This is a genomic window from Salmonella sp. 32100201201700099SM (assembly GCF_017572645.1).
Lineage (GTDB): Bacteria > Pseudomonadota > Gammaproteobacteria > Enterobacterales > Enterobacteriaceae > Salmonella > Salmonella enterica.
In genome coordinates, this window is record NZ_JAGERQ010000007.1 from 258,428 (window position 1) to 283,063 (window position 24,636).

A 24,636-nucleotide genomic window follows, 5' to 3' on the forward strand; every position below is an offset into this window, starting at 1 on the left:
TTAGTAAGCTCCAGGGGATTCACTCAGTTGCCGCCTTGATGCATCCAGAATGATTTTGTGTCTATTAAAGGGTTAGAATTTTTTCAGGATATCGTCGAGCGGCTGCGGCTTATCTTCCGGAATGGTCTGGAAAAATACCTGAACGCCACGGTTTTTCAGGTCGTTAAGAATGCCGACGTCTTTTTCATCCAGCGTAATATTCTGAAAAACCGCCTTGCGGTTTGGCCCGCCGCCGAGACCGCCAACCTGAATGCGGGTGACGTCAAAGCCCAGTTGTATGGCGTCCTGCACCGCCGCCAGTGACGGAAAAAGCACCAGCACGTTACCGTCGCCAAGCTGATTTTCTTTCCATGCAGCGGCAAAACTCTGGTTGCCGAAGCAATCCACTTTGATATTTGGCGGCGCCGCCATCAGGTAGATATTTTTCATAAACGGATCGGCGTCCAGTTCATCACTCACAACGGCTATCCGGTTCGCCTGAGATTGTCCGACCCACTTCGTGACAACCTGTCCATGAATGAGACGGCTGTCGATGCGGCATAAAACGATATTGGCCATGATGTTTTCCTTAGAGTGATTGTTGTAGCTGACGTACATGGGCGACCACATCCAGGCAGCTACTGCGCCCGGCCTCAACTAACTCGTCCACGCAGGCGGTTAGCATCCCTTGTTCGCGCCTGTCCAGCGCCTCCAGCAGTAGCGACGCATTCAGTCCGGCGATCACCGCCACCGGATAATCGGCGCTTAGCCGCGCCGCGACGTTGGACGTCGTGCCGCCAACAAAATCCGTCAGGATCAGCGAGCCTTCCGGCAGCGTTTTCACCACGGCCTCGACGCGTTGATAAAACTCGCCCAGCGTATCGACAGGCATTAGCGCGATTTCCGTCACGCCTTTAATTTCGCCCGTGACCATACGCAGGCTGTTGCAAAGCGGTTGTCCCCAGCCGCCATGCGTCAGCAGCAGGATGTGGGGCAACGGTTGTGTGGTAGTCAAAATGGCCTCCTGGCGCAATTACATGAGAACACCGGCATATATTGCCCGGTGGCACTGCGCTTACCGGGCCTACAGAACACTCCCGTTAGGCCGGATAAGGCGTTTACGCCGCTATCCGGCCTAACGCATCATCAGAAGAGCAAAGGTTGTGCCAGAATTTGTGTCACGCGAGGAAGAAGAAAGGTCTGGCGAGGCGCGAAGCCCCGCCAGTAAAAGGATTAGCTATAGAGCAGTTCGTAGATATAAAAATATTCCGCATCCGATAAACGGATGGCGTAGGCGTCTTCGATCGGCAGAAAAGCGGATTTGATGACACTAAACGCGCGCGCGTCCAGATTCGGCTGACTTTCCAGCGCCATCTGTAACGGTTTACGGTTAATCACAATACGCTCTACCATACAGCAGCAGTGGATCAGGAAGCGCAGTGTCACCTGGCGGCTTGGTTTCAGGGAAAGCGAAGACGTCAGATGGTTAAAAACGCCCTCCATCTCTTTCAGAATACGCTGCGGGTTAAGCACGGAAATATGGTTGATGATGCTCTCCATCGTTAGCGCGCTGATAAAGCGCATGGCGCTGCGCTCCATCTCCAGACGGCGTTCAGCATTGGACAGATCGGGCGTTAACAGGCTCAACACCAGTTCCGGCCCTTGTTCGGAGAAAAGCTCTTCCAGCGAAATAAACGGAATATCCGGCAGCCCCGGCTGGAAAGTGCCGACAATCCCCGCCAGCCGCTCGCTGGCATTCAATGCCTGCTGAACGCGCTCCAGACTTCGTACCTCGTTATAATCAAGGATCACCATCCTGGTGTCCTGCGACATCAGTTCGCCAAAGCTCTCCTCCAGCACCTTTTTGATTTTTTCCGCCGTTCCCATGCCGGTAATACAGGAGATGACCAGCACTTTGCCACCGTTCTCCTGCTGCGGCGTACAAAGCTGGCAGGGGATATTTTTACTCTGCAGGAGCGCCGTCAACTGTGGTAAATCGCTGGTTTCATAGCTTAAATCCAGCCCGACTTCCAGCAGACTGGTCAGCGTGATGTTCGGCATGAGCAAAACATCTATCTGGAATAACTTACTGATCGTACTGCCGAAATGGATTAATGAACCGATGTCCACCAACAGGATAAGCCGCCGATATTGTCGGGTTTGAATCATTTGGGTCAGCGTTTCCAGCGTGTCATGCACCGACTGTTCAAACGGCATGTCGATGGCGCTGAACAGCTCGCGCTCCAGCACGCGGTTGACATATTGCGCCTGACTGGTGGCGGTAGTCGCGCCGTGAGCGATCAAAATAACCCCGCAGTCGGGGCTGGCATCGATGCGCTGACGATAATGGCGGCACTCTTTCAGGAACAGGCATAGCCAGACCACTTCCGTCGCCGGACACTGAATATGCAGCAGTTCGTTGATTTTCCGACACAGCAGCGTGGCGTTGTCATATTCGTCTTTGCAGCGATCCAGGATCAAACTGGAAGAGTAAAGCTGCGGGATCAGGCCGCGCTGCACGTAGCCTATCAGCGCCAGGAAGTGTTTACGCAGTGGGTTAACCAGATTTTCCGGCAGCGAAAATCCCAACACCTGCTCTACGCAGCCAATCAGCAGCGTCACGCGCTCTTCAATCTGGTCGCCATAGCGCGGCGGATGCGCCACGCTGTCGCGGCTGTAGAGACCGTATTCAAAAATCGAGCTGAGTTTATTTTTCAGGATCGCCAGCGTCTCCGCCGGGGGGACGTTACTGTTGCGCAAATTAACATATTCGCGCGTCAGGAAGCTGTAAAAGAGGTCGCTCTCTTCAATTTCCGCCCCGGTCGCCAGCGACGTCTTCAATGCGGGCAGCGTGCGCGCGTCTATATTTAGCCGCGCTTTACCGTCAAACAGAGTATCCACCAATAGACGCTGTTCCGGCGTCGGGTTAACCGACATCTCCGCCAGCCGCTTATCCAGTTGTAGCGTGTCGTTATGCTCGGTCATTCCCGATGCCCACGCCTGAGCGCAGAGAAACTGAATATCGCTTTTTAGCTGGCCGATATTGCCTTCCAGGGGTTTATTCAGCAACCAGAGCAACAACGGTTTATCAATGCTGACCGTGCGTTCTATTTTGCGGCTTTCCCGCTGTAAGAACCCCACGATCAGTTCGATCTGTTCTTCAACGGAGCGCTGGCGAATACCCGGCAAATCAATGCATACCTGAATACGCCGCTGGAAAGTACGTAACAGCGCCGACCCGACCGGTTCGGTAGTGGCGCAAATCAGGCGTACCGAAATTGATCGCGGCTGGCTGCTCACGCCGAGCGGACGGTACTCGCCTTTATCCAGAATAGAGAACAGCTTTTCCTGCCCTTCATAAGACAGACGGTGCACCTCGTCCAACAGCAGATAACCACCGTCCGCCTGCTCCACGAGGCCTGTTTTATGTTCATTCGCGCCGGTAAACGCCCCCTGCCGATGACCAAACAGATGCGAGGAGAGCAGTTCCGGGTTATGGGCGTATTCCGCGCAGTTAAAGTAGACCAGCGGCGGGATAGCGCCGCTCGCCTGTTCACAGGCGAAACGGTGCATCAGTTCCGCAAAAAAGGTTTTACCGACGCCGGACGGCCCGGTAAGCAGAACGTGTAAACCGTGCGGATAGAGCACCGCCGCACGGCCTTTTTCTACCGCATCGCGCAGGCTGCGATCGTAACCAATCAGGCTGGTAAACGGATCGTCGGGCGCGTAATGCTCTTCATGCGGCAGCACATCCGCCACCGACCGCACTTCGCGTTCAGACTCTTCCAGCTGTCGTCCCAGCAACGTTTCCAGCGCCTGGCGATGCAGAAAATAGACCGGGCGGCCACGGCTTTTGATTGCCAGGCCGTCATTCCATAACTGATTGAGATCTTTGCTGACGGAGTTACGCGCCAGCCCAAGATTGAAACCTATCGCCTCCGCCGTAAACGCCGTCTCCTGCGCCAAATCGGCAAGGCACAGCCCGCGCGTCAGCCGTTCCAGCTCTCCCAGTACGATCTCAATACGTCTCATTACACTACCGCTTACGAAATAAAAGAGTAGTCAGAACATACACTATTCTGCCACGCAAGAAAGTGAAGGCGCAGCGAGAAACCGCCTTCCCACTTTTGCCTGACTTCAACGCCAACGGATAGCACGCCCCGATGAGTGAACGTCGCACGGTCTACACTTACTCTTGAAAAAGTGCAAACCGATAAGGATACCGTTTATGAAACGAAAAACGCTTCTGCTTATTGCCGCGCTTGTCGCGCTACCGGGTGTCACGTATGCCGACTCTCCGTTTAGCTCACTCCAGTCGGCGCATGAAAAAAATACGATTTTAAAGGATTTGCGCAAAATGTGTACGCCCAAAGGCGCGCTAACCGATGAAGCCTGGGAGAAAAAAATCATGGCAAGCGAGGGGAACCAGCAGCATATTCGGGAGGCGATGATCGCGATAGAGCGCAACAATCAGCATAACTACTGGCAGGCTCTCGGCAAGGTGGAATGCCCGGAGATGTAGCACAGCTTTTCCGCTTTTTGGTCGCGAAAATGCGGACTGTAACCGGTTTCTGTTCGCTAAAACCGCGAATTCTGGAGCGAATTTACGCGATCAAGGAGTACGACAATGCGATACCGTTTTCCCGATAACTTCTGGTGGGGCAGCGCCTGCTCAGCGTTGCAAACCGAAGGGGATAGTCTGAATGGCGGTAAAAGCCAGACCACGTGGGATGTGTGGTTCGAGCGCCAGCCTGATCGTTTTCACCAGGGCGTCGGTCCAGCGGAAACCTCAACGTTCTATCGCCACTGGAAGCAAGACATCGCGCTACTGAAACAGTTAAAACATAACAGTTTTCGCACCTCGCTAAGCTGGGCGCGGCTCATTCCAGACGGCGTAGGCGAGGTGAATCCACAAGCGGTGAGCTTCTACAATCACGTCATCGACGAGCTACTGGCGCAGGGCATCACGCCGTTTATTACGCTGCTCCATTTTGATATGCCGATGGTCATGCAGGAGAAAGGCGGCTGGGAAAATCGCGACGTCGTAGAGGCGTTTGGTCGGTACGCGCAAACGTGTTTTACCTTGTTTGGCGACCGCGTGAAGCACTGGTTTACCTTTAACGAGCCGATTGTGCCGGTGGAAGGCGGCTATTTGTACGACTTCCACTATCCCAATGTGGTGGATTTTAAACGTGCGGCCACCGTGGCGTACCATACCGTGCTGGCGCACTCGACCGCCGTGCGCGCCGGGCGCTACGACGGTGAAATCGGCATAGTACTGAATCTGACGCCGTCCTACCCACGCTCACAGCATCCCGCCGATGTGCAAGCCGCGCACCATGCGGATCTGTTATTCAACCGCAGTTTTCTTGACCCGGTATTAAAGGGAGAATACCCGGCGGATCTGGTGGCGCTGCTGAAAACCTATGACCAGCTGCCTGCCTGTCAGCCAGGCGACCGTCAGCTTATTGCCGACGGCAAAATCGATTTACTGGGGATTAACTATTATCAGCCGCGCCGCGTGAAATGCCGTGATACGGCGGTGAATCCGCAAGCGCCGTTTATGCCGGAGTGGTTATTTGACTATTACGACATGCCGGGGCGCAAGATGAACCCTTACCGCGGCTGGGAAATTTACGCGCCAGGAATTTACGACATCATCACCAACCTGCGGGATAATTACGGCAATCCGCGCTGTTTTATCTCCGAAAACGGGATGGGCGTTGAGAACGAGCAACGTTTTGTGCAAGCGGGACAGATTCACGATGATTACCGGATTGACTTTATCTCTGAGCATCTTAAATGGCTGCATAAAGGCATTAGCGAGGGCTGTCACTGTCTTGGCTACCACATGTGGACCTTTATCGATAACTGGTCATGGCTGAACGGCTATAAAAATCGCTATGGTTTTGTACAACTGGATTTAGCCACCCAAACGCGCACGGTGAAAAAAAGCGGAGAATGGTTTGCCGCCACCGCAGAGCATAACGGTTTTGATTAAGCATTTATTATTGCCGGATAACGACTAACGTCGTATCCGGCCTACAAATGTCAGCAATATCAACTCATTGGCGTAATACGGACTTTCGCCGCCACGACTAACGCCGTCAACAGCATCAGACCGCCGGAAAGCGCCAGCGGCGAAAGCAGCCCGAAATTGTCGAGCGCATAACCGCCCACTGCCGCGCCACAGGTATTTGCCAGTTGAATCACCGCGACCTGGATGGAACCGGCTTTTTCCGCCTGATCGGCAAGGGAACGAGTGATCCACGTTGACCATCCCACCGGCACCAGCGCAAACGCCAGCCCCCAGATAATCGCTATTGCCGCCGCCACGGTTTTGTCGCTTCCCCACACAATGAGCGTCAGCGCGCTCAGCGCCAGTAGCAGCGGCGCACCGGCCAGCGCCAGTTTTACCGAACGTTTCAGTACGTAGGAGGAGAAAGAAGTGCCAACGAAGCTGGCAATACCAAAACTTAGCAACACCAGCGTCAGACCATCAACGTCAAAGCCCGCCAGATTCATATAGACCGGGCGAATATAGGTAAAGAAAGCGAACTGCCCGGCAAAAGACATAAAGATGGCGATCATCCCGGCCATCACGCCAGGGCGTTGCAACAGGCTAAACATATTCTGTTTCTGGTGAGAAGGTTCGCCCGGCAGCGACGGCAGTGATTTCACCACCCAGATGACGCACAGTACGCCCATCACCGCAGCGGCGTTAAAGACATTACGCCAGCCAATAATACCGCCCAAAAAGCTGCCCAGCGGCGCGGCGATCACTAACGCGATGGAGACCGCGCCAAAAATCACCGACAGCGCTTTCGGCACGGTACGCGCGGGAACCAGTCGCATGGTCAGCGACGCCGATATCGCCCAGAATCCGCCCAGCGCCAACCCAAGACAGGCGCGGCCCAGCAATAGCAGCGTAAAGCTGTTGGCAAAGGAGACCATCAGACAAGAAGCCGTCAGCAAAACGGCGAACAGAATAACGATATAACGCCTGTCGGTCGCCTGAATAATCTGGGTAATGAACAGGCTGGAAAACATCGCGACAAACGCCGTAACGGTGACCGACTGACCAGCGACGCCCTCGGAGATCCCCAGATCCTGCGCCATCGGCGTCAACAGACTAACGGGCAAAAACTCAACGGTAATCAGGCAGGCGACACAAAACGCCACGGCAAAAACGGCTGACCAGTTAGGCCTGGCAACCCCATCAGCGCGGAATTTTTCTGCGATATTTTCATTCATTGTGGTTACCTGCGTCGTTTTAGTGCGGAAAATCCACGCAGTGTAACATTACAAAATGTGATCTGATTAACGTTTTAGCAACTGACTTTGTTGCGCTGCATTTTGCGAGGCTGGTCGAGCGTTGAGAATTATCTTCTCTCGCTGCGTGCAAAACCAAAAGGTGAGACATAGTGTATCACCTGGTGCTATACTTTAGATTACAGGATGTCAACCTGATGCGAATCTTCAAAACCAGGTGGTTTAACAGAGAAGCGAAGTCCCACACGATAAAAGGTGACGAGTTAAGCGAGGCCATCAACGCCGTACTGCAAGGAAAAGCAGATAATCTTGGCGGCGGGGTTTATAAAAAACGTCTCAATCAAAACCGCGATCGCGCAATCGTATTGGCAAAGGGAGGCGAACATTGGTTTTACACCTTCCTGTATGCCAAATAGGATATAGCCAACATTCGCTATCGCGAACTTGCGGGTTTCCGTGAGTTAGCAAAACACTATGCTTGCCTGACCGAATATCAGATAACGGCACTCATTAATAACAAAGAACTGGTAGAGGTGCGCCATGTCAGCAAAAACTAAATTCAAAAGCCCTGCCTTTGAAGCGATTCATAGCGCGGCATCTGGATTATTTAGCGTGGATGCCATTCCCCAGGAGACAATGCGCAGTTTTGACACGGCCTGCTTAAGCAGCATCAAAGACCTGCAGCCACTTGAAATAAAAGCGTTACGAGAAGAACTCAACGTTAGCCAGCCGGTTTTCGCTCGGTACCTGAATACCAGCGTATCAACGGTTCAAAAGTGGGAAAGCGGCGCCAAGCGTCCCAGCGGGATGTCACTGAAACTACTTAATGTTGTCCAAAAACACGGGCTAAAGGTGCTGGTATGAGGGTTTTACCGATGGTCTGTTAAGGCTATTCATACGATAATGAGTGCAGGAAGCCTCTACAACTTCCTGCGCCGTTTGACGGGAATTGCACTATACTGACTCACCAAAGCCATCAGCAAATGCAGATTTTAATTCATCCATAAAAGCCAGCTCATCCTGTCCATCACAAATTAAATCAATCATTGTGTTTCCCTTTACGCCAGCCCCCAAAATACTCATCATTCCTTTAATGGGAATTTCTTTGTCATTATTAACTAGCGTTAATGAAGACTGGTATTTTTTGACAATTTTCGCAAGTGTAGCGGCTGGCCGCGCATGAAGCCCCGTACTGTTCATAACGCGTACTGTTTGTCTAATCATATATTTTCCTTAAGAGACTTTGCGGAATGCTGAGTGATGTTTATTCATCATCTTAATTTTAGAATAAACATCATCCTCAACTGCCTGTTTTGCGTTCGCCATGACGCGTGCCAGATTAGCCTCGTTGTTATTATTTACCCAAGCCTTACCGACAGTAGTAATAAAGGCTTTGCGCAAATCACTCGCAATATTCACTTTGGCTACTTTGTAATTAACAAAGCTGCGAAGAATATCCGCGTCAATACCAGAACCTCCATGAATAACCAAAGGTACCGGACTGACAGACGCGATGCGTTGTAATAGCGGGATATCAATGCGTGGGATATCTTCAAGACCATGTACATTACCAATTGACACTGCCAGCATGTCGCACCCTGTCTCCTCAACAAAGCGCTGAACCTTCTCAGGTTCAGTTTTGCAGTCAGCCTCGCTGACATGATCATCTTCCTTACCCAGAATAGCGCCTAATTCCGCTTCGACGGGAACACCAAATGATTTACAGAAATCGACAGCTTCTCGGGTAAATGCAATATTTTCTTCGAACGGTAGCGCCGCGCCATCAATCATTACTGAGGTAAATCCGGCCCGGACAGCCTGCTTAACATCTTCCAGAGTTTTCCCATGGTCCAGATGCAGGCTGACAGGAATATCCATTTTGTCGGCATGCCGCTTAACTATTTCATAAATGTAATCGTAACCTGAAAGCTGTGCATTAGTAGGAGCAATTTGAATAAAATTGGGCAATCCGGAACGTTCTATTGCATTAAGAATGGAAATTGTTGTCTCCAGGTTCGTTGTATTAAATGCACCCGCAAGGACATGTTTTTCCTGAATACAATTGAGCAGGATCCTACCATTGACTAAAGGCATATTAACTCCAGATATTTATGTGAGCAGTGTAAGTAAATTATCGAACTATTGAGTTATCACAGTTATTCACCAATAAGCGCCCCTTCTTGCCGCAGTTTAAATTGGTAAAATGACAGCCATTGCTGCTGATATATTTTCAACTTTGCAGAACGAACCGCGTCAGGAAAATATCGCTCAGCCACAGGAACAGTCGGGGGGACAACATTCGGACAGGCTATCAACAATGCTCCAAGGGAGACGGTTTCATCAAAAGCAATGGCCTCAATTGGACACTGGAGGATGTCAGCCTTCAACTGGAGCCAGTATGGGTTTTTCACCGCAGGGCCAATGACTTTTACTGTCCTGCCCGCCGGGATATTAAAGCACCCGTGACAGTGTGCAAACTCCATCGCCAGGCCGATAAAGACACTCTCAAGCAGAGACTCCGGAGGAAGTGAATCCGTCAGACCAAAAAGCAGGCCACGAGTGTGCCGGTTTTTATGTGGCGAACCCGAGCCCCGCAAATGAGGAATAAATACCGGCACATGCTCGACAGACCAGGAAGGTTTGAGGTATTGCTCCATGGCTTTTTCCAGGCCTGTGCTTATTTCCTTATCAGTTAAACGAAAGGTTTTTTTCACCCATTCAAGCGCATAACCGCCGACAGGCAGAGATGCGAAAAGCGTGAAAAATTCACCATCGGAGTAACAACCATTTGCCAGCTTATCCCTGCGAGCCTGCACATCAAGCGTTGGCTGTGTATTCAGCAGTAAAATACCCTCTGTCGTGCCGGTAGAATTCAGCACATCGCCCGGTTGCATCTGTAATGCGCGGGCACCGACCATATGATCGTGTCCAGCGAGGGTGACTTTTACCTCATGAGAGAAGCCCAATTCCTCTCTAAGCGTTGCTGTCATCCATCCGGCCACTTCACCCGGCTTTATCAACGGAGCCAGTACACCGAACGGTATGCCGAGAATCCCGGCAGCATTACGAGACCAGGTACGGTGAGCAATGTCCAGACACAACGTTCTACTGGCCAGGGATATTTCCGTCTTTTTCGCACCTGTCATTCGCCACAACAACACTTCTGGAGCATGTAACCAGCAGATATCTTTTCTTTCATGCAAGGAGTAGTTATCAAGCAACCATCTCATTTTAAATGCTGAGTAATTACTGTGAGGTGGCAATCCCGTTATAGAATACAGTTCTTCAGCCTCTGCCTTGCTTAATGACGAGAGATAAGATTCACCACGTCGATCATACCAGGCCAACATCGGGGTAAGAATGACGCCCTCCTTATCCACAAAGACGCCAGACTCACCGAAACTCGCAATACTGATATTTTTTACCGGAAACGGTACTGAAGCCACCAGTTCAGCCATTACCAGTCGCAGTGCCTGCCACAGCGCTTCGATATCGAAATCTACCTCGCCTTTGTCCGACGATATTGTTGGCGTCGGAAACTTGCGGACTTCCAGAACTGACGCGTCATGACAGGAATAACAGCTGACTTTGCAGTTAGTTGTGCCAATGTCAATGACAAGCGCTGCGTGGTAATCAGGCATAGACCGTTCCTTTTGTCAGGCGAAAAACACCATAAATAACCAGCGCAAGCACAGGAATCAGCCCGATAGCAATAATATTTCCGTTGAATATTTCAAGCAGCCAGAAACGGAAGGGGTTACCGCCATCAAGGAAGCTTGATACCTGACCACTTGACCCCTCAGCCATTTTGAAATTGACATCTTTAGCCATACCGGTAATAAATGGCGCAATTTTGGTCGCAATCCACAAGTCGGCGACAATAACAGGAATTGCGGTTATCACAGCCCGGAAAATATTGCCACGACATGCCAGTACAATCATGGAAGCCATGACTGCCAGGTTCGCAAGGTCTCCGAGTGGCAGGACTTTATTGCCAGGAAGAAGGAATGCAATGAAGACAGAGATGGGTGTCAGAATCAGTGCTGTAGATATAATGGCTGGGTTACCTACTGCTACCGCGATATCCAGTCCGATAAAGAGATCATCACGGCCAGGATATTTGGCATTCAAATATTTCTTAATGGCTTCAGACAGAGGTAATAAACCTTCCATCAAAATTCGTACCATACGCGGAAGAATAAACATGACACCGCCAATGCTGATCCCCAGCAACAGGATATGTTTAAAATCATACCCGGCAATGATGCCCAACAAGACCCCCAGAATAGTACCCACCATCATAGGCTCTCCGAAGATTCCCATTTTTTTCTGAACGTTTTCCGGATCAATATGAATACGGTTAACACCCGGGATCTTGTCGATAATTTTGTCGAACAGCAATCCAATTGGAAAGAAGACGACAGATGACAGGGTCGGAAGTGAAATACCTTCCAGACCGAAGTACTTTGCCACTAATGGCGCTGACCAGTCCGCCAGTTTGAGAACCACGATCGCGGCAATAGCGGCTGCGGACAGACCCAAAACAAAACTCCCTGTGCTGTAGTAAACCAGCGTTCCAGCCAGGGCAAAGTGCCAGTAGTTCCACATGTCGACATCAACAGTACGTGTCTTATTCAGGGCCAGCATGGCGACATTAATCAGCATCGTCAGCGGAATGACAAAGGGTGCGATTGGTGAGCCCCAGGTAATTGCGGCCAATGGTGGCCAGCCTAAATCGACAACAGGAAGACTAATACCAGTTCGCTCAACCATTGCCTGTGCAGCCGGGCCTACGTTGCTGGTAAGTATGTCAAAGATGGCATAAATTCCGACAAACCCTATTCCGACAATTAACGATGAGCGAAGTGCTTTAGCGGGTTTTACTTTGAAGAACAATGCCAGGAAAAAAAGGACCAGCGGCAATAAAACCGTTGGGCCAAATCCCAGGACATATTGCACAACGGTATAGAGAGTATGTGCTATATCATTCATATCCGACCTCTTATTCAGATGTGACCAGACCTCGCGTTAGCGCCTGGGTAATTTATCTGTTTTTTATTTATGAAATCAGGCTTGGCCTTTAAGGATTGAAACTATTTTTTCAAGAACTTTATCTTCACCTACTCCGGTAATGATTGGCAGGCCACTAACAACCGGAATATCCAGTTCATAAGGAACTTTCGTTGTTGATACAACCAAAGCTGCACCATCGGTATTGTTTGGCAATGAGGCTACATTAGTTTGTGAATAATTAACATCAAGCCCATTGTCTTTACAATATTCCATTACTTTTTCTGCCACAGCCGTGGAAGTAGCAACACCCGTTGCGCAAACAAATAGTATCATTTTACTCATACTTCACCTCTTTCAGATATGCGTGTGTAAATTGACTGATAAATTTCATCATCATTCATGACCAGTAACTGCTGCATAAAATCCTCATCCTGGATCACATCCATAATCCAACCCAGTACGTTGAGCTGCTTATTGCTTTCACCTAAAGCAAGCATAAACACCACCCTGACAGGTACGGGATCTGGTTCCCCGCCCATATCTTCGAAATTGACGGGTTCTGCCAGTATTCCAACGCTAATGGCGTTTTGGCGAACATACCTGTGATCAGTATGTGGAATAGCGACACCTACAGGCTCAACCGGTAGACCCGTTGGAAAATTCTGTTCTCGCGTAATGACGTGATCGGCAAAATCAGATACAACCATACCATCGTTAATTAACGGACTGGCAAGAGCCTTGATTATATCATTCTGACTCACCTCTTTAGGGAGGTGGCGAACATAATGACGGCGAAAATGAATATCCTGCATAGATTCCTCTTTGCTAGTTAGGCATCCAGGCGCTGTAAAATAGTGCCAAGATAATATTTATTACCTTTTAACCAGACGTTACCAAAATCAATGGCCAATCCTCTAGAGAAAAATACCAACTGTTCCAAATGCAAAACAGGTGCGTCTTCACCAATATCAAGATAATGGCCTCGCTCATTACCAATTAATTTAGCTGCGTAACGGCTTTCAGAAAAACTTATTTTCTTATCAGATAATCTTTCTATTGCTGAAAATAAATTCTCCCTGGTAAAATCTACATCAATAATACCGGGGCAGAGATCAATGTTGATACGATTTTCAATCAACATGACTTTTTCATCGCCAATACAACGAAGGCGTTTAAGAAATAAAACATCTTGTCCCGGTTTGATACTCAGTTTCTCTGCTACAAAGCGGTTAGCGGGCTCCAGTCGGGAGGTTATAACACTGGTTGTGAAGTTTATCTTCTGGCTGGCTAAGGCTTCAGCAAAGGAGAGCAAACCTTCACCCAGTGGGTAAGCAACATTTTCCTTCTTTACGAAAGTTCCTTTACCCTGCACTTGCACAAGAACACCTTCCCGGACAAGTTGGTCAACCGCTTTTTTAACGGTACCGCGACTCACCTCCAGCATATCCATGATTTGAAACTCTGAAGGTATCCGGTCATCCTCAACCAATTCTCCGCTATAAATACTTTCCCTTATCCACTCCACAACCTGTTGATACAGTGGGATGTGTGAACTTTTACTCAATGTTTTCATGGTGCGCGCCTAAACATTTAGAGTTGTCTATAGACAATCATGTACAACTTCGAGTTTATGATAAGAAATTTTGAGACAGAAGGTATGGCAAGGAGTCACAGTTTTAGTGTTCAAAACAAGATCACATTTCCGTGATATATGTCACAGAAATGATGAGCTACAAGTCTCTGACGTTTTGGCGTCGTTAGCGGTTATTCGGTGCGTTACTTCTGTGGTTCACCCTTAGCAAATACGATGGCGGCTACGCTTTATTTGGCTAACGATGAATCGCGCCATCTGGCCGTTAATCGTGGCTCTCCGCCCTTGCCAGCCTCATTCATCTCGTCTTTTGTTAACGAGATAGTGAAGAGTATCAATGCAGCCAGTGGACACCCTCTTCCGGCTGAAAAAAGGCGTTATAGCGCAGTTGAAACGCGTTGATCTCCTGCATATCGGGTTCCATTTCGCGCAAAAAGCCCAGCGCCAGCCGTACCTGTGTGTCGGTGATCGGCGCGGCTAAACGCGCTTTTTGCAGCAAGCGATGCCACCGCTGCAAATTCTGATCGCCGCCATCGACAATCACCATTTGCCAGATCAGTAACACCTGAGCGGCATTTTGCAAATGCGACTCATCAGGGCGATGCAGATACTGTAAAAATTCACCGCCCGCCGTTTTACCCATCTGATCAATCATCGATTCTATCGGCACTACATCAATATTCAGACGTTCGCTCAGGCGGCGAATCGCCCGGCGGGTATCCGATGTCAGCACCCGAAAACCCACAATAAACACCACCACAAACGTGGCCAGAATCAACCAAATCATGCGCACATCCATCACCAAACAGGATGCCCATCATAACGGTAAATTTATAACTGTCGACGTTCTGGCCTGTCAGGATGTGATTTATTAACGCCTGTCTTCATTCACGCCAGACGCCGGATGTCCTGTCTGACGAACGCAAGGCATAAAAAAGCCCGGCGTTAAGCCGGGCAAAACGTTACCAAATGCACACATTTAAGCGATATTGACTTGCTGAATTTTTTTCTCACGGCGGATTTTGCGCTCTTCCATCACGGCGACCATCGCCATCAGGCAGATACAGCCGATCGCGGCGGCGTCCAGCGCGGCGAAGGTACCCGCCCAACCGGTCAGACCAAAAACGGGGGTGCCGTCGGCAATCATGCCCAGACCCAGCTTAGCAAAGCTATCGCCGATAAGATAAGCGAAGGTGCCCTTGATACCGTCCGCAGCGCCGATGGCTTTTTTCGGTACAAAACCGACTGCCGCCACGCCAATTAACAGCTGCGGCCCAAACACCAGGAAACCGAGCGCGAACAGCGAGGCCAGATAGACATACTGGTTGCTGGCGTGCTGGTAGACGCCGAGGGTGGCGATGATTAACGCCAGCGCCACGCAAGCCACCAGCGCGCGACGACCGTTCGCCAGGTCAGAGAGCTAGCCCCACAGCAACGTGCCGACCAGCGCGCCCACCTCAAACAAGGTAAAGCCCTGAATCGCCACCTCTTTAGAAAGTTTCAGTTCCTGGAAGGCGTAGACGGTTGACCACTGGTCGATACCAATACGCACCACATACAGGAAGATATTGGAGAAACACAGCAGCCAGATCACTTTGTTTTTCAACACATATTCAACAAAGATCTGCCACTTGGTCATTTCATTTTCTTCAGTCTCTTTGTCCTCTTCGCTGATCTCTTCGCCGAACAGTTCTTCAGCTTTACCCAGACCGTAAGATTCCGGGGAGTCGCTGCCGAAACGCAGACCGATAAAGCCAACAATCAGCGCGATAATCGACGGGAAGATAAACATGCCGATGACGTGACCGTCGAACAGGTAGTTGGCGCCGAACAGCGCCACGCCTGCCGCGCCCGCGCCGCCGAGGTTGTGGGAGATATTCCAGAAGCCGAGAAAGGTGCCGCGTTTACGACGCGGAGTCCATTTGGTGATGGTCGAGTAGCTGCACGATCCGCCGGTACTCTGGAAGAAACCGCTCAGGGCATAGAAAGCGATCATCAGAAACAGACTGGTTGACCCCGCGCCCATGCTGGCGCTGAAGCCGAGCATACAGATAGCGGAGAGGATCAACATAAACGGTAGAAACTGCTTGGTATTTTTACCGTCAGCGTAGTAGGAAACCAGCGTTTTCCCCACGCCATAGGTGATCGAGAAGCCCAGGCCAATCATCCCCAGCTCGGTCATGCTCAACCCGTAGGTAGAGATCATGTCGTTCTGCGCGATGTTAAAGTTTTTGCGGATCAGGTACATGGTCAGGTAGCCGATAAAAACCACCAGATAGGACTGCATGAACGGCTTGAACCACATTTTACGCCGCACATCGAGCGGCAGATCCAGGGTCGGCTTACGCACCTGGTTTAAGAAGGCCAGCATGGATTACTCCTGAGCTAATTTTTATACCTGCGAATGGCAGGCATTGTAAAAATCCACAGGAAAAGTGGCCTGCGACAGCGTCCAGGCAAAACCGGGAAAATTTCTTAGTTTTGCCCCATTCAGCGCAAAAAGGTGAGGTGCATCACGCTTCGCTGGTCTCGCGCGGGGCCTGAGCGTTCAGAAATGGCAACAGCAATAGCGCGGAGATCCCCGCCGCGATGGCGATGACCGCAAAAAAACCGGTCCAGTGCCAGATCTCCAGCACTTTCGCTAACGGCCAGCCGGAAAGCGACGCGCCGAGATAGGCGAACAGGCCGACAAAGCCGGTGGCCGCGCCCGCCGCCTCTTTATGCGAGCACTCCGCCGCCGCCATGCCAATGAGCATCTGCGGGCCGAAGACAAAGAAACCGGTGGTGAAGAAACAGGCCGCCTGCATCACGTAGCTGGCGAACGGCATCAGCCACAGCGAACCCACAGAGAGCAGAATCCCGGCGGCGAAGATTAAATTCATCGGTCCGCGGTTACCGTTGAAGAGTTTGCCCGAGCCCCAGCCCGCCACCAGCGCGCCGATAAATCCCCCCAGCTCAAACATCGATACTGCCGTGTTGGCCGTGACCAAATCCACGCCCAGCGTCTCGGACATATACAGGTTGCCCCAGTCGTTGATCGCCGCGCGCACCACGTACACTAAGACATAACACAGCGAAAGCAGCCAGATATAGGGATTCAACAGCACATATTTAGCGAGGATTTCTTTGCGGCTTAGCCCCGCGCCCTCTTGCTGTTGGGCTACCTCCAGCGCATCGTGCCGCCAGTCGCCTACCGGCGGTAAACCAATCGCCTGCGGACGGTCGCGCAGCCGCCAGCAGAGGACCATACCCACCCCGATGGCAAGCAATCCGGCCACCATCATCCCGACGCGCCAGCCATAATGCAGGGCGACAGCGGCCATAACGAGAGGGATCAGCGCCCCGCCGACATTGTGCGCGGTATTCCATAACGCCCACCAGCCGCCGCGCTCGGTACGCGAGTACCAGGCGGTCAGCAAACGGGCGCAAACCGGCGATCCAAACCCCTGGAAAAAGGCGTTCAGCGCCTATAGCAGAGCAAAGGCCCACAGCGAGGTCGAGAAGCCGAACAGAATATTCACTACGCCGGTCGCAATCAGCCCGATGCCCATAAAATAGCGAGCGTTAGAGCGATCGCTAACGATGCCGGAGACAAATTTCGACACCCCGTAGGTGATGTAAAACAGCGTCGCCAGCAGGCCGATATCGCTGCGGGTCAGAATGCCGCTGGCAAGGATTTCCGGCGCGGCGGCGTTAAAGCTTTTACGGGTGAAATAGAACAGCGCGTAACCCAACCAAATGGTGATCAGGATATGCCGCCGCCAGTAGCGATAGCGGGCGTCAACCTCGTGCTTATCGGTGATGAGCGGCGCGTTGGCCGGGGCTTTTAAAAACGAAAGCATTATCCTTCCTTAAACGTAACGCTGGGGCAACGAGACGCTCACCCGCGTACCGTGGGTACAAGAGATGGTTAGCGTCCCGCCGAGCGCCGACACGCGTTCGCGCATTCCGGTCAGGCCGAAGCCCTGCTGGTGAGAGCCCGGCGGCAGGCCGCTGCCGTCATCCTCAATGACCAGCATCAGCCGCTCATCCTGCTGCCAGCCCTGGAGCGTCACCGCGCTGGCATTGGCATGTTTTACGATGTTATTCAGCCCTTCCTGACAGACGCGAAACAGCGTCACGCGCTGACTTTCACTCAGCGCCGTTTCGTCAATTCGCCAGTCGAGGTGACTGACAATACCGCGGCTTTCCAGCTCCATTTCGCGCAGCAGCGAACGGATGGCCTGCGCCAGCGTTAAGTCGTCTAACTGGCGCGGGCGCAAGCGCCCCAGCAGGCGACGCACGGCGTCATACACGCCCAGCGAAAGCTGCTCGATAAGTTGCCCGCTCTGCTTCACGCCGCCGTTATCCGCCGCCAGTCGTTGCACAATGCCCGCCTGGGTTCGAATCGCGGTGATGGTCTGCCCGATGTCATCGTGCAGCTCACGCGCAACATCGCGCCGCACGCTCTCTTCGGTCTCCAGAAGACGCTCCGCCAGCCGATGGTTGCGCGCCAGCTCCTTTTGCAACGACTGGTTCAGCTCGCGCAGACGCTGAATGCCCGCGCCAAGCAGTAGCCCGGTCAGGCTTTGCGCCAACAGCGAAAGTAATAAATCGACGGGATGATCGTGCCAGGTCTGGCTGGCGATCAGCGCGATAGCGTTCATCAGTGTGGCAATGAGCGCGCCCTGCCAGCCATAATGCCAGGCGAGCGCGATAATCGGCAACGCCAGGCAGAACGGCGTGAAGCGCGAAAGTTCAGCAGGTAACCCCAGTTGCAGCCACAGACTGACGATAAACAGCAGCAGATATCAGATCAGATGCCGCCCGCGCCAGTTTACCGGCTGCGATACCAGCGATGGTCCCAGCGGCAGCCAGGTAGTGCTGGTGAGATAGTGCCAGAAAACCAGGCAGATGGGGGCCAGCGTCAGACCACCCGTGAGGGTCAGCAGTAGCGCGTTCCATGCCGCTTCCCCCTGCCCCAGCCAGGGCAGGGATTGCAGTAGCGCCGCGGCGGTGAGGGCCGCGCCCTGAAGCAATAACGTGCGCCAGTCGCGCTGATGGCGGTAACGCGAAGTCAGCGCCACGGGCAGTAGCGTCAACACACTACCGATCATCAAAAGCGGCAGATGGGCCAGCGCAACTTCCTGCGCCAACCAGTACACCAGCAGCCACTCCGCGCCCAGCAATACTGGCCAGTAACCGCGCGGACATTGCAGCATAAGTCCCAGGCGCAGGCCGAAGGGAAAGAGCAGCGCCGCCAGCTCCGGGCGCTCTACCAGATGCAGGCTGATGCTCCACAGGCAGAACCACGCGGCGGAGAAAATAAAAAAGCAGGCAACAACGGTGATTAAACGGGAAAAAAGGTGTTCATTACCAACCGTCAAACATGCGATGCGCCAGTTCAACGTCATTGCTGACGCCTAATTTTTCCAGCAGATTCGCGCGATGGACATGCACCGTTTTTGGCGACAGCCCCAGCTCGGCGGCAATCTCTTTTACCGCCATACCCTGGGCGAGTTTTTCCGCCACCTGACGCTCGCGTTTGGTTAGCGGATCTTGCCGACCCGCCGCCAGTTTCACGGCAATATCGGGGGTCAAATAGCAGCCGCCCGTCGCCACCGTATGCACCGCGGCGATCAGTTCATCCGGACTACAGCGTTTAGAGAGGAAACCGCGCGCGCCGGCATTCAACGCCTGTTCCACCAGCGCCGGGCTATCGTGAACCGAGAGCATGATCGTCGCCATCCCTTTTGGCAGTTGGCTTAGCAGCTCCAGTCCGGAAATATCCGGCATCGAGATATCGCAGATACACACCTGTACGCCGCGCCCCGGTAAGCCTGCCAACGCTTCGCGCCCGGAACCAAACTCAGCGACCACCTGCAAATCAGGTTCCAGCCCCAGTAGCTGTGCAAAGCCGGAGCGGACGATAAGGTGGTCGTCGATAAGGGCAACGGTAATCATGGGTTCATCCTGGCGCTAAGGCATGCCTGATGGCGCTGCGCTTATCAGGCCTACGGGCAGGTGCCGTTGTAGGCCGGATAAGGCATTAATGCCGCCATCCGGCAAAAGCACTTACCTTAACGATAAGTGCCTGGGTGTTCAAGCCTTGAGCGGTCAGACAATGCCTGTCGTGACGGTGAACGTCCGGGCTTGCTGCGGTTCCAGTTGAAGCAAGGTTCCATTTCGCTGCGCCGCGAGAAAACCTTCAGGCCGACAGGTCGCGGGCAGGGCAAAGGCGGCAACCTGCTGATCGCCGTTATAAAGAATCCAGCGGGTCACGTAATTGAGCTCCGCGCTGGCGAAACGTGTCACGAACGTGGTGCCATCCGGGGCGATCATACTGAATTCCGGGGTATCCGTGTACCTGTCCAGTTCATCGGCGAAGAACACGATTTCCGGGTCGTAAAAGCCAGGCTCGTTGAGCGTTGCCAGCGAGGCTTCACCCTGCAAAAGTCGTTGATTAAACGCCAGCCACTGCGCCGTGGGTTTGACATGCGCCGGCACCGACTCGCGCAGCTTCAGCGCGGTATCCGGGATATTCTGGCGGAACGTGGCGTTCGGCACATAGGCATAGTTCATGTGGCACATGTACTGTAGCGGCATGGCGACTGAAGCCAGGTTAGTCACGGTCATCTGAATATCAAACAGCGCGCTTGCTTTACGCATTACCACCGCAGGTTGCGCCTGATAATGATGACCGAACCCCATCACATACTCGTAGCGCCCGGTCACGCGCAGACTGTCGCCCTCTAACTCCAGCCAGGCGTCGTCCATGGCAGCGCAGGGCATCTCGCCGTGCAGCGGATGTGTATCTTCCGGCGACGGGCAGCCATTCGCCAATAGTCCGGAATGGAAAGCAAAGCAACCATACGTTGCCACCACTTCCGCAGCCGGCTTCGGCTGGCGGAACATGTTGCGCATAGTCAGATCATGACCGTCAAACTGCGCGTCCCAAATCATCTGCCCCATCCAGGGCAGAATCACCAGATGACCGCGGCTGTTTTGTATTTTCAGTCCTTCCACGCCGCTGGCGTAACGAAACGCCGTAACCGTAAAATCATCATTTTCCAGCAAGATACGCGGCTGCTCGCTAAAAAGCTCCCGCCATAATGTAATACGTGTTGTCATGGTTGATCTCCTCAGGACGCGGCGACTTCAGCCAGGTTGCCGCGCACTTTGCTTTCGCGCCAGAAGTAAACGCCAACGTAAACAAAGCACAGCATGGAAACCAGGAATGAGAGCTGTAGCGAGTGGAACATGTCCGCCACGTAGCCCTGAATCGCGGGAACCACCGCCGCGCCGACAATCGCCATCACGATGACCGCCCCCGCCATTTCGGTATGTTCGTTATCGACGGTATCGAGCGTTCCGGCATAAATGGTCGCCCAGCAGGGGCCAAACAGAACACTGACCAGCACCGCCACGTATACCGCGCTAAAGCTGGGCGCCAGCGCCACATAGGCAAGGAACAGCGCGCCGATCACAGAGTAAAGGATCAGGACTTTTTCCGGGTTAAAGCGTGTCATCAGAATGTTGGCGATAAACTTGCCGATAAAAAAGCAGGCGAAGCTGTAGACCATAAAGGTTGAGGCATCGCGCTCATTGATATCGCCTAACTCCAGCGCCAGACGGATAGTGAACGACCAGACCGCCACCTGCATTCCCACATACAGGAACTGCGCCACAATACCGCGACGGAAACGGGCGTTGCTGGCGAGATAGCGTAACGTATCCAGCGCCGAGGGACGTTTATGACTCGCGGTTTGCGCGACTTTACAGGTCGGGAAACGCGTCAGCAGGAACAGTACCATCACCACTACCAGAACCATAATCATGTACTTATAGGGTTCCAGAGTGTTTTCCAGCATCAGCACCTTGAAGTTGTGGACTTGCTCGGCATTCATGCCCGCCATCTGTTTTTCCAGGCTTTCCCCTTCGGAAAAGACCAGATATTTACCCAATAAAATTCCTGCCGCCGCGCCGATTGGATAAAAGGTCTGGCTGATATTCAGCCGCAGCGTGGCGTAGGCTTTCGGCCCGATCATCGAACTGTAGGTATTCGCCGCCGTTTCCAGGAAACTCAGGCCAATCGCAATGGCGAAAATCGCCGCGAGGAACATGGTGTAGGTCGCCATGTGCGACGCCGGGAAAAAGAGCGTACAGCCGACAATGTATAGCGTCAGGCCGATAAGTATCGCCACTTTATAACTGGTTTTTTTAATGACCAGCGAGGCCGGAATAGCAATTAAAAAATAACCGCCATAAAAGGCGCTTTGTACTAATGCCGAAGCAAAGTTGCTCAGCGAAAATACACTTTTAAATTGCGTAATCAGAATATCATTTAACGCGGCGGCGCATCCCCATAATGGGAATAAACAGGATAACAAAATAAACTGGAACAGAGGTGTCTTATTCAGATACCCGTCGGGCATCTGAACGATGTTTTTATCGTTCATAGTGCTACCTTTAACAGTGCAGGGTGATTGTTATTCGTTCAACGAAAGATACTCATTAAATTGCTCAATGCTTGGATAAGAGGATTGGGTGCCTTTCCCGGTGACGCTGAAAGCGGCAAAGAGGACGGCTTTTTTCATGGCGGCTTCCACATCCCCGCTCTGGACGTAGTAATGCGCGAAACAGCCGATAAAGGCATCGCCCGCGCCGCTGGTATCAACAGCGTTCACTCTAAACGCCGGAACATGGACTTCCTGGTCACGCGTCATCCACAGCGCGCCTTTCTCGCCCATGGTGACAATAATATTGTTCAGCCCTTTATCTACCAGCGAACGTGCCGCTGCGCGAATATGGTCATAGGTATCCACTGGCATACCGGTTAATATTTCCAGCTCGGTTTCATTGGGTACAAAGAAATCGCATTTACAGGCATAAGACATATCTAATTCCCGTAATGCTGGCGCAGGGTTTAATAACACTTCAATCCCGTGTTTCTTGCCAAATTCTATTGCGTGATAAACCGTTTCAAGCTGAACTTCCAGTTGCAGAACAATAAGCTGGCATTTTTTTAAATCTTCCGCCGCACGATCGATATCTTCCGGCGAGAGAAACTTGTTAGCGCCTTTGATGATCAGAATGCTGTTGCTGGAGTTGGCGTTGACGAAAATCGGCGCTACGCCACTGCTGGTACACGGTACTTTTTCTACATACGTCGTATTGATCCCCCAGGATTCGAGATTACGAATGGTGTTGTCGGCAAAAATATCGTCGCCCACTTTGGTCAACATCAATACTTTTGAATTGAGCTTAGCGGCCGCCACGGCCTGGTTCGCCCCTTTTCCGCCGCAGCCGATTTTAAACGCCGGCGCTTCCAAAGTTTCCCCTTCTTTAGGCATCTGGTTGGTGTAGGTGATAAGGTCCACCATGTTAGAGCCAATAACCGCAATATCCATTTTACTCCCTCTCAGAAATCGTCACACGACAATGATATTAAAATAACATTATCATGTTACTTCCGTATCATTTGTGACTATGATCGCGATTAGAGGATCATTTTGCCATTTACTGCGTGAACAATCCCTGGCGGAACAAATCATTTTTAGGGTTACAATTTACTGAAAATTAACTATTTATTGTTATAAAACGCGAATAAACCCACTTTTATTTCCTGACGGCCGGACGTATAGTAGTGCCACACTGTAATGTTCTCAGAAACACATAAATGTTACTGATGGAACATAACAACATGATTTGCGGAGAGGGTGAATGGAGACCAAGCAAAAAGAACGTATCCGACGCTTGATGGAGTTACTGAAAAAGACCGATCGAATCCATCTGAAAGACGCCGCGCGGATGCTGGAAGTTTCGGTGATGACCATTCGCCGCGATCTCAGCCAGGATGATGACCCTTTACCGCTGACGCTGCTCGGCGGCTATATCGTCATGGTAAATAAGCCTGCGTCTTCAACCAATATGCCGCTGCCGGCGAAAAAGACGCATCATCGGGACGACCTTCCCGTTGCGATCCTGGCCGCCGGCCTGGTGCGTGAAAACGATCTGGTTTTTTTTGATAACGGTCCGGAAATGCCATTAGTTATCAGCATGATACCGGATGATATTACCTTTACCGGGATTTGCTACTCGCATCGGGTATTTATCGCGCTGAATGAAAAGCCTAATGCCACGGCGATTCTGTGCGGCGGCACCTATCGGGCCAAGAGCGATGCCTTTTATGATGCCAATAATCCTTCGGCGCTGGATTCGCTCAATCCGCGCAAAGTGTTTATTTCCGCCAGCGGCGTACATGAACATTTTGGCGTGAGCTGGTTTAACCCGGATGATCTTGCCGCCAAACGTAAAGCGATGGAGCGCGGTCTGCGCAAAATTTTGCTGGCGCGTCACGCCCTGTTTGATGAGGTCGCGCCTGCCAGCATTGGTCCGCTTTCTGCCTTTGATGTCCTGATTAGCGATCGCCCATTACCGACAGATTATGCCGTTCACTGTCGGAATGGTTCCGTCAAAGTCATCACGCCTGATTCGGAAAGTGAATAACTTACTCAAAAAAGACGGCAATTTTATTGAACATGGTGGGATCGGACTGGTTTCGTACCACCTTCGCCACGTCTTCCAGTTTATCGATCTGACTGATCATCTGTTCAAGCCGCTGATCGTCATTGACCAGAAGCCAGATGCGGCTCTGATCGCTACCCTGAATCGGTAAACAGAGAATACCCTCAACGTTGAAAGCGCGTCGGGCGAACAGCCCGCAGACATGAGTCATCACGCCAGGATGGTTGCGAACGGTCAGCTCCAGAATAACGTTATCATGTGATTGTTTCTGCATG

General features: G+C 51.9%; 21 protein-coding genes and 4 pseudogenes. 5 read left to right on the forward strand and 20 right to left on the reverse strand.

Going from position 1 to position 24,636, the window contains the following annotated elements:
• Positions 1-72: 72 nt before the first annotated feature.
• The 3 genes from J4685_RS13775 to dagR form a co-directional block, all read right to left on the reverse strand.
• Entirely contained in the window at positions 73-558 is a 486-nt protein-coding gene (locus J4685_RS13775; protein WP_001284295.1) for a PTS system mannose/fructose/N-acetylgalactosamine-transporter subunit IIB, read from the reverse strand.
• 10 nt (positions 559-568) lie between these two features.
• Entirely contained in the window at positions 569-994 is a 426-nt protein-coding gene (locus tag J4685_RS13780) for a PTS sugar transporter subunit IIA (RefSeq protein ID WP_000214106.1), read from the reverse strand.
• Between the two features lie 218 nt (positions 995-1,212).
• Entirely contained in the window at positions 1,213-4,011 is a 2,799-nt protein-coding gene (gene dagR / locus J4685_RS13785) for a transcriptional regulator DagR (RefSeq protein WP_001252672.1), read from the reverse strand.
• Between the two features lie 196 nt (positions 4,012-4,207).
• Between dagR and J4685_RS13790 the strand changes: the two genes are divergently transcribed.
• Complete coding sequence (locus J4685_RS13790) at positions 4,208-4,501, forward strand: YicS family protein (protein ID WP_000824212.1); 294 nt, start codon at positions 4,208-4,210, stop codon at positions 4,499-4,501.
• Between the two features lie 105 nt (positions 4,502-4,606).
• A complete protein-coding gene (locus J4685_RS13795; RefSeq protein WP_001270474.1) occupies positions 4,607-5,980 on the forward strand; it encodes a glycoside hydrolase family 1 protein in 1,374 nt (457 codons plus the stop codon).
• Between the two features lie 59 nt (positions 5,981-6,039).
• On the opposite strand, the gene nepI is transcribed toward J4685_RS13795, so the two are convergent.
• A complete protein-coding gene (nepI, locus tag J4685_RS13800) occupies positions 6,040-7,233 on the reverse strand; it encodes a purine ribonucleoside efflux pump NepI (RefSeq protein ID WP_001004792.1) in 1,194 nt (397 codons plus the stop codon).
• A 215-nt stretch (positions 7,234-7,448) separates the two neighbouring features.
• Between nepI and J4685_RS13805 the strand changes: the two are divergent.
• Both J4685_RS13805 and J4685_RS13810 read left to right on the forward strand, forming a co-directional pair.
• Positions 7,449-7,808 (forward strand): annotated as a pseudogene (locus tag J4685_RS13805) (type II toxin-antitoxin system RelE/ParE family toxin).
• Positions 7,792-8,115: a helix-turn-helix domain-containing protein gene (locus J4685_RS13810; protein ID WP_001274841.1), complete on the forward strand. Its 324-nt coding sequence runs from the start codon at positions 7,792-7,794 to the stop codon at positions 8,113-8,115. Before J4685_RS13805 ends, J4685_RS13810 begins: the two are co-directional and overlap by 17 nt.
• 90 nt (positions 8,116-8,205) lie before the next feature.
• On the opposite strand, the gene J4685_RS13815 is transcribed toward J4685_RS13810, so the two are convergent.
• From J4685_RS13815 to rbsK, 15 genes and pseudogenes are all read right to left on the reverse strand, one after another.
• Positions 8,206-8,475 carry an HPr family phosphocarrier protein gene (locus J4685_RS13815; protein WP_000621109.1) on the reverse strand — a complete coding sequence of 90 codons (270 nt, stop codon included), beginning with the start codon at positions 8,473-8,475 and terminating at the stop codon, positions 8,206-8,208.
• Between the two features lie 9 nt (positions 8,476-8,484).
• A complete protein-coding gene (locus J4685_RS13820) occupies positions 8,485-9,345 on the reverse strand; it encodes a class II aldolase (protein ID WP_001131797.1) in 861 nt (286 codons plus the stop codon).
• Between the two features lie 62 nt (positions 9,346-9,407).
• Positions 9,408-10,892: an FGGY-family carbohydrate kinase gene (locus tag J4685_RS13825; protein ID WP_001113547.1), complete on the reverse strand. Its 1,485-nt coding sequence runs from the start codon at positions 10,890-10,892 to the stop codon at positions 9,408-9,410.
• Entirely contained in the window at positions 10,885-12,243 is a 1,359-nt protein-coding gene (locus J4685_RS13830; RefSeq protein ID WP_000997825.1) for a PTS galactitol transporter subunit IIC, read from the reverse strand. The genes J4685_RS13825 and J4685_RS13830 overlap by 8 nt, the downstream gene beginning before the upstream one ends.
• Before the next feature lie 75 nt (positions 12,244-12,318).
• Positions 12,319-12,606: a PTS sugar transporter subunit IIB gene (locus J4685_RS13835; protein WP_000041396.1), complete on the reverse strand. Its 288-nt coding sequence runs from the start codon at positions 12,604-12,606 to the stop codon at positions 12,319-12,321.
• The gene (locus J4685_RS13840; RefSeq protein ID WP_001152237.1) at positions 12,603-13,076 is read right to left on the reverse strand and encodes a PTS sugar transporter subunit IIA; all 474 of its coding nucleotides are present in this window, start codon (positions 13,074-13,076) and stop codon (positions 12,603-12,605) included. The genes J4685_RS13835 and J4685_RS13840 overlap by 4 nt, the downstream gene beginning before the upstream one ends.
• A 17-nt stretch (positions 13,077-13,093) precedes the next feature.
• Positions 13,094-13,837, reverse strand: a complete 744-nt coding sequence (locus J4685_RS13845; RefSeq protein ID WP_000854956.1) for a GntR family transcriptional regulator — start codon at positions 13,835-13,837, stop codon at positions 13,094-13,096.
• A 352-nt stretch (positions 13,838-14,189) separates the two neighbouring features.
• The gene (locus tag J4685_RS13850; RefSeq protein ID WP_001519640.1) at positions 14,190-14,642 is read right to left on the reverse strand and encodes a DUF1198 domain-containing protein; all 453 of its coding nucleotides are present in this window, start codon (positions 14,640-14,642) and stop codon (positions 14,190-14,192) included.
• Positions 14,643-14,834: 192 nt separating this feature from the next.
• A pseudogene (gene uhpT / locus J4685_RS13855) lies at positions 14,835-16,226 on the reverse strand (hexose-6-phosphate:phosphate antiporter).
• Positions 16,227-16,368: 142 nt separating this feature from the next.
• Positions 16,369-17,697: pseudogene (locus J4685_RS13860) on the reverse strand (MFS transporter).
• 9 nt (positions 17,698-17,706) lie between these two features.
• A pseudogene (gene uhpB / locus J4685_RS13865) lies at positions 17,707-19,248 on the reverse strand (signal transduction histidine-protein kinase/phosphatase UhpB).
• A complete protein-coding gene (gene uhpA / locus J4685_RS13870; RefSeq protein WP_000633672.1) occupies positions 19,208-19,798 on the reverse strand; it encodes a transcriptional regulator UhpA in 591 nt (196 codons plus the stop codon). Before uhpA ends, uhpB begins: the two are co-directional and overlap by 41 nt.
• A gap of 153 nt (positions 19,799-19,951) precedes the next feature.
• Entirely contained in the window at positions 19,952-20,965 is a 1,014-nt protein-coding gene (locus J4685_RS13875) for an aldose 1-epimerase family protein (protein WP_000213205.1), read from the reverse strand.
• A gap of 11 nt (positions 20,966-20,976) precedes the next feature.
• A complete protein-coding gene (fucP, locus tag J4685_RS13880; protein ID WP_000998359.1) occupies positions 20,977-22,293 on the reverse strand; it encodes an L-fucose:H+ symporter permease in 1,317 nt (438 codons plus the stop codon).
• A 30-nt stretch (positions 22,294-22,323) separates the two neighbouring features.
• A complete protein-coding gene (rbsK, locus tag J4685_RS13885; protein ID WP_000350272.1) occupies positions 22,324-23,244 on the reverse strand; it encodes a ribokinase in 921 nt (306 codons plus the stop codon).
• Positions 23,245-23,557: 313 nt separating this feature from the next.
• On the opposite strand from rbsK, the gene J4685_RS13890 reads away from it, so the two are divergent.
• A complete protein-coding gene (locus J4685_RS13890) occupies positions 23,558-24,343 on the forward strand; it encodes a DeoR family transcriptional regulator (RefSeq protein WP_000448638.1) in 786 nt (261 codons plus the stop codon).
• 1 nt (position 24,344) lies between these two features.
• Here the strand turns inward: J4685_RS13890 and ilvN are convergent, their stop codons facing one another.
• Positions 24,345-24,635: an acetolactate synthase small subunit gene (gene ilvN / locus J4685_RS13895; protein WP_001171826.1), complete on the reverse strand. Its 291-nt coding sequence runs from the start codon at positions 24,633-24,635 to the stop codon at positions 24,345-24,347.
• Position 24,636: the final 1 nt, after the last annotated feature.

Excerpts from the sequence above, each read along its gene's own strand:
- J4685_RS13775 (WP_001284295.1), bottom strand. The coding sequence starts at position 558 with ATGGCCAATATCGTTTTATGCCGCATCGACAGCCGTCTCATTCATGGA.
- dagR (WP_001252672.1), bottom strand. The coding sequence starts at position 4,011 with ATGAGACGTATTGAGATCGTACTGGGAGAGCTGGAACGGCTGACGCGC.
- J4685_RS13790 (WP_000824212.1), top strand. The coding sequence starts at position 4,208 with ATGAAACGAAAAACGCTTCTGCTTATTGCCGCGCTTGTCGCGCTACCG.
- J4685_RS13795 (WP_001270474.1), top strand. The coding sequence starts at position 4,607 with ATGCGATACCGTTTTCCCGATAACTTCTGGTGGGGCAGCGCCTGCTCA.
- nepI (WP_001004792.1), bottom strand. The coding sequence starts at position 7,233 with ATGAATGAAAATATCGCAGAAAAATTCCGCGCTGATGGGGTTGCCAGG.
- J4685_RS13810 (WP_001274841.1), top strand. The coding sequence starts at position 7,792 with ATGTCAGCAAAAACTAAATTCAAAAGCCCTGCCTTTGAAGCGATTCAT.
- J4685_RS13815 (WP_000621109.1), bottom strand. The coding sequence starts at position 8,475 with ATGATTAGACAAACAGTACGCGTTATGAACAGTACGGGGCTTCATGCG.
- J4685_RS13820 (WP_001131797.1), bottom strand. The coding sequence starts at position 9,345 with ATGCCTTTAGTCAATGGTAGGATCCTGCTCAATTGTATTCAGGAAAAA.
- J4685_RS13825 (WP_001113547.1), bottom strand. The coding sequence starts at position 10,892 with ATGCCTGATTACCACGCAGCGCTTGTCATTGACATTGGCACAACTAAC.
- J4685_RS13830 (WP_000997825.1), bottom strand. The coding sequence starts at position 12,243 with ATGAATGATATAGCACATACTCTCTATACCGTTGTGCAATATGTCCTG.
- J4685_RS13835 (WP_000041396.1), bottom strand. The coding sequence starts at position 12,606 with ATGAGTAAAATGATACTATTTGTTTGCGCAACGGGTGTTGCTACTTCC.
- J4685_RS13840 (WP_001152237.1), bottom strand. The coding sequence starts at position 13,076 with ATGCAGGATATTCATTTTCGCCGTCATTATGTTCGCCACCTCCCTAAA.
- J4685_RS13845 (WP_000854956.1), bottom strand. The coding sequence starts at position 13,837 with ATGAAAACATTGAGTAAAAGTTCACACATCCCACTGTATCAACAGGTT.
- J4685_RS13850 (WP_001519640.1), bottom strand. The coding sequence starts at position 14,642 with ATGATTTGGTTGATTCTGGCCACGTTTGTGGTGGTGTTTATTGTGGGT.
- uhpA (WP_000633672.1), bottom strand. The coding sequence starts at position 19,798 with ATGATTACCGTTGCCCTTATCGACGACCACCTTATCGTCCGCTCCGGC.
- J4685_RS13875 (WP_000213205.1), bottom strand. The coding sequence starts at position 20,965 with ATGACAACACGTATTACATTATGGCGGGAGCTTTTTAGCGAGCAGCCG.
- fucP (WP_000998359.1), bottom strand. The coding sequence starts at position 22,293 with ATGAACGATAAAAACATCGTTCAGATGCCCGACGGGTATCTGAATAAG.
- rbsK (WP_000350272.1), bottom strand. The coding sequence starts at position 23,244 with ATGGATATTGCGGTTATTGGCTCTAACATGGTGGACCTTATCACCTAC.
- J4685_RS13890 (WP_000448638.1), top strand. The coding sequence starts at position 23,558 with ATGGAGACCAAGCAAAAAGAACGTATCCGACGCTTGATGGAGTTACTG.
- ilvN (WP_001171826.1), bottom strand. The coding sequence starts at position 24,635 with ATGCAGAAACAATCACATGATAACGTTATTCTGGAGCTGACCGTTCGC.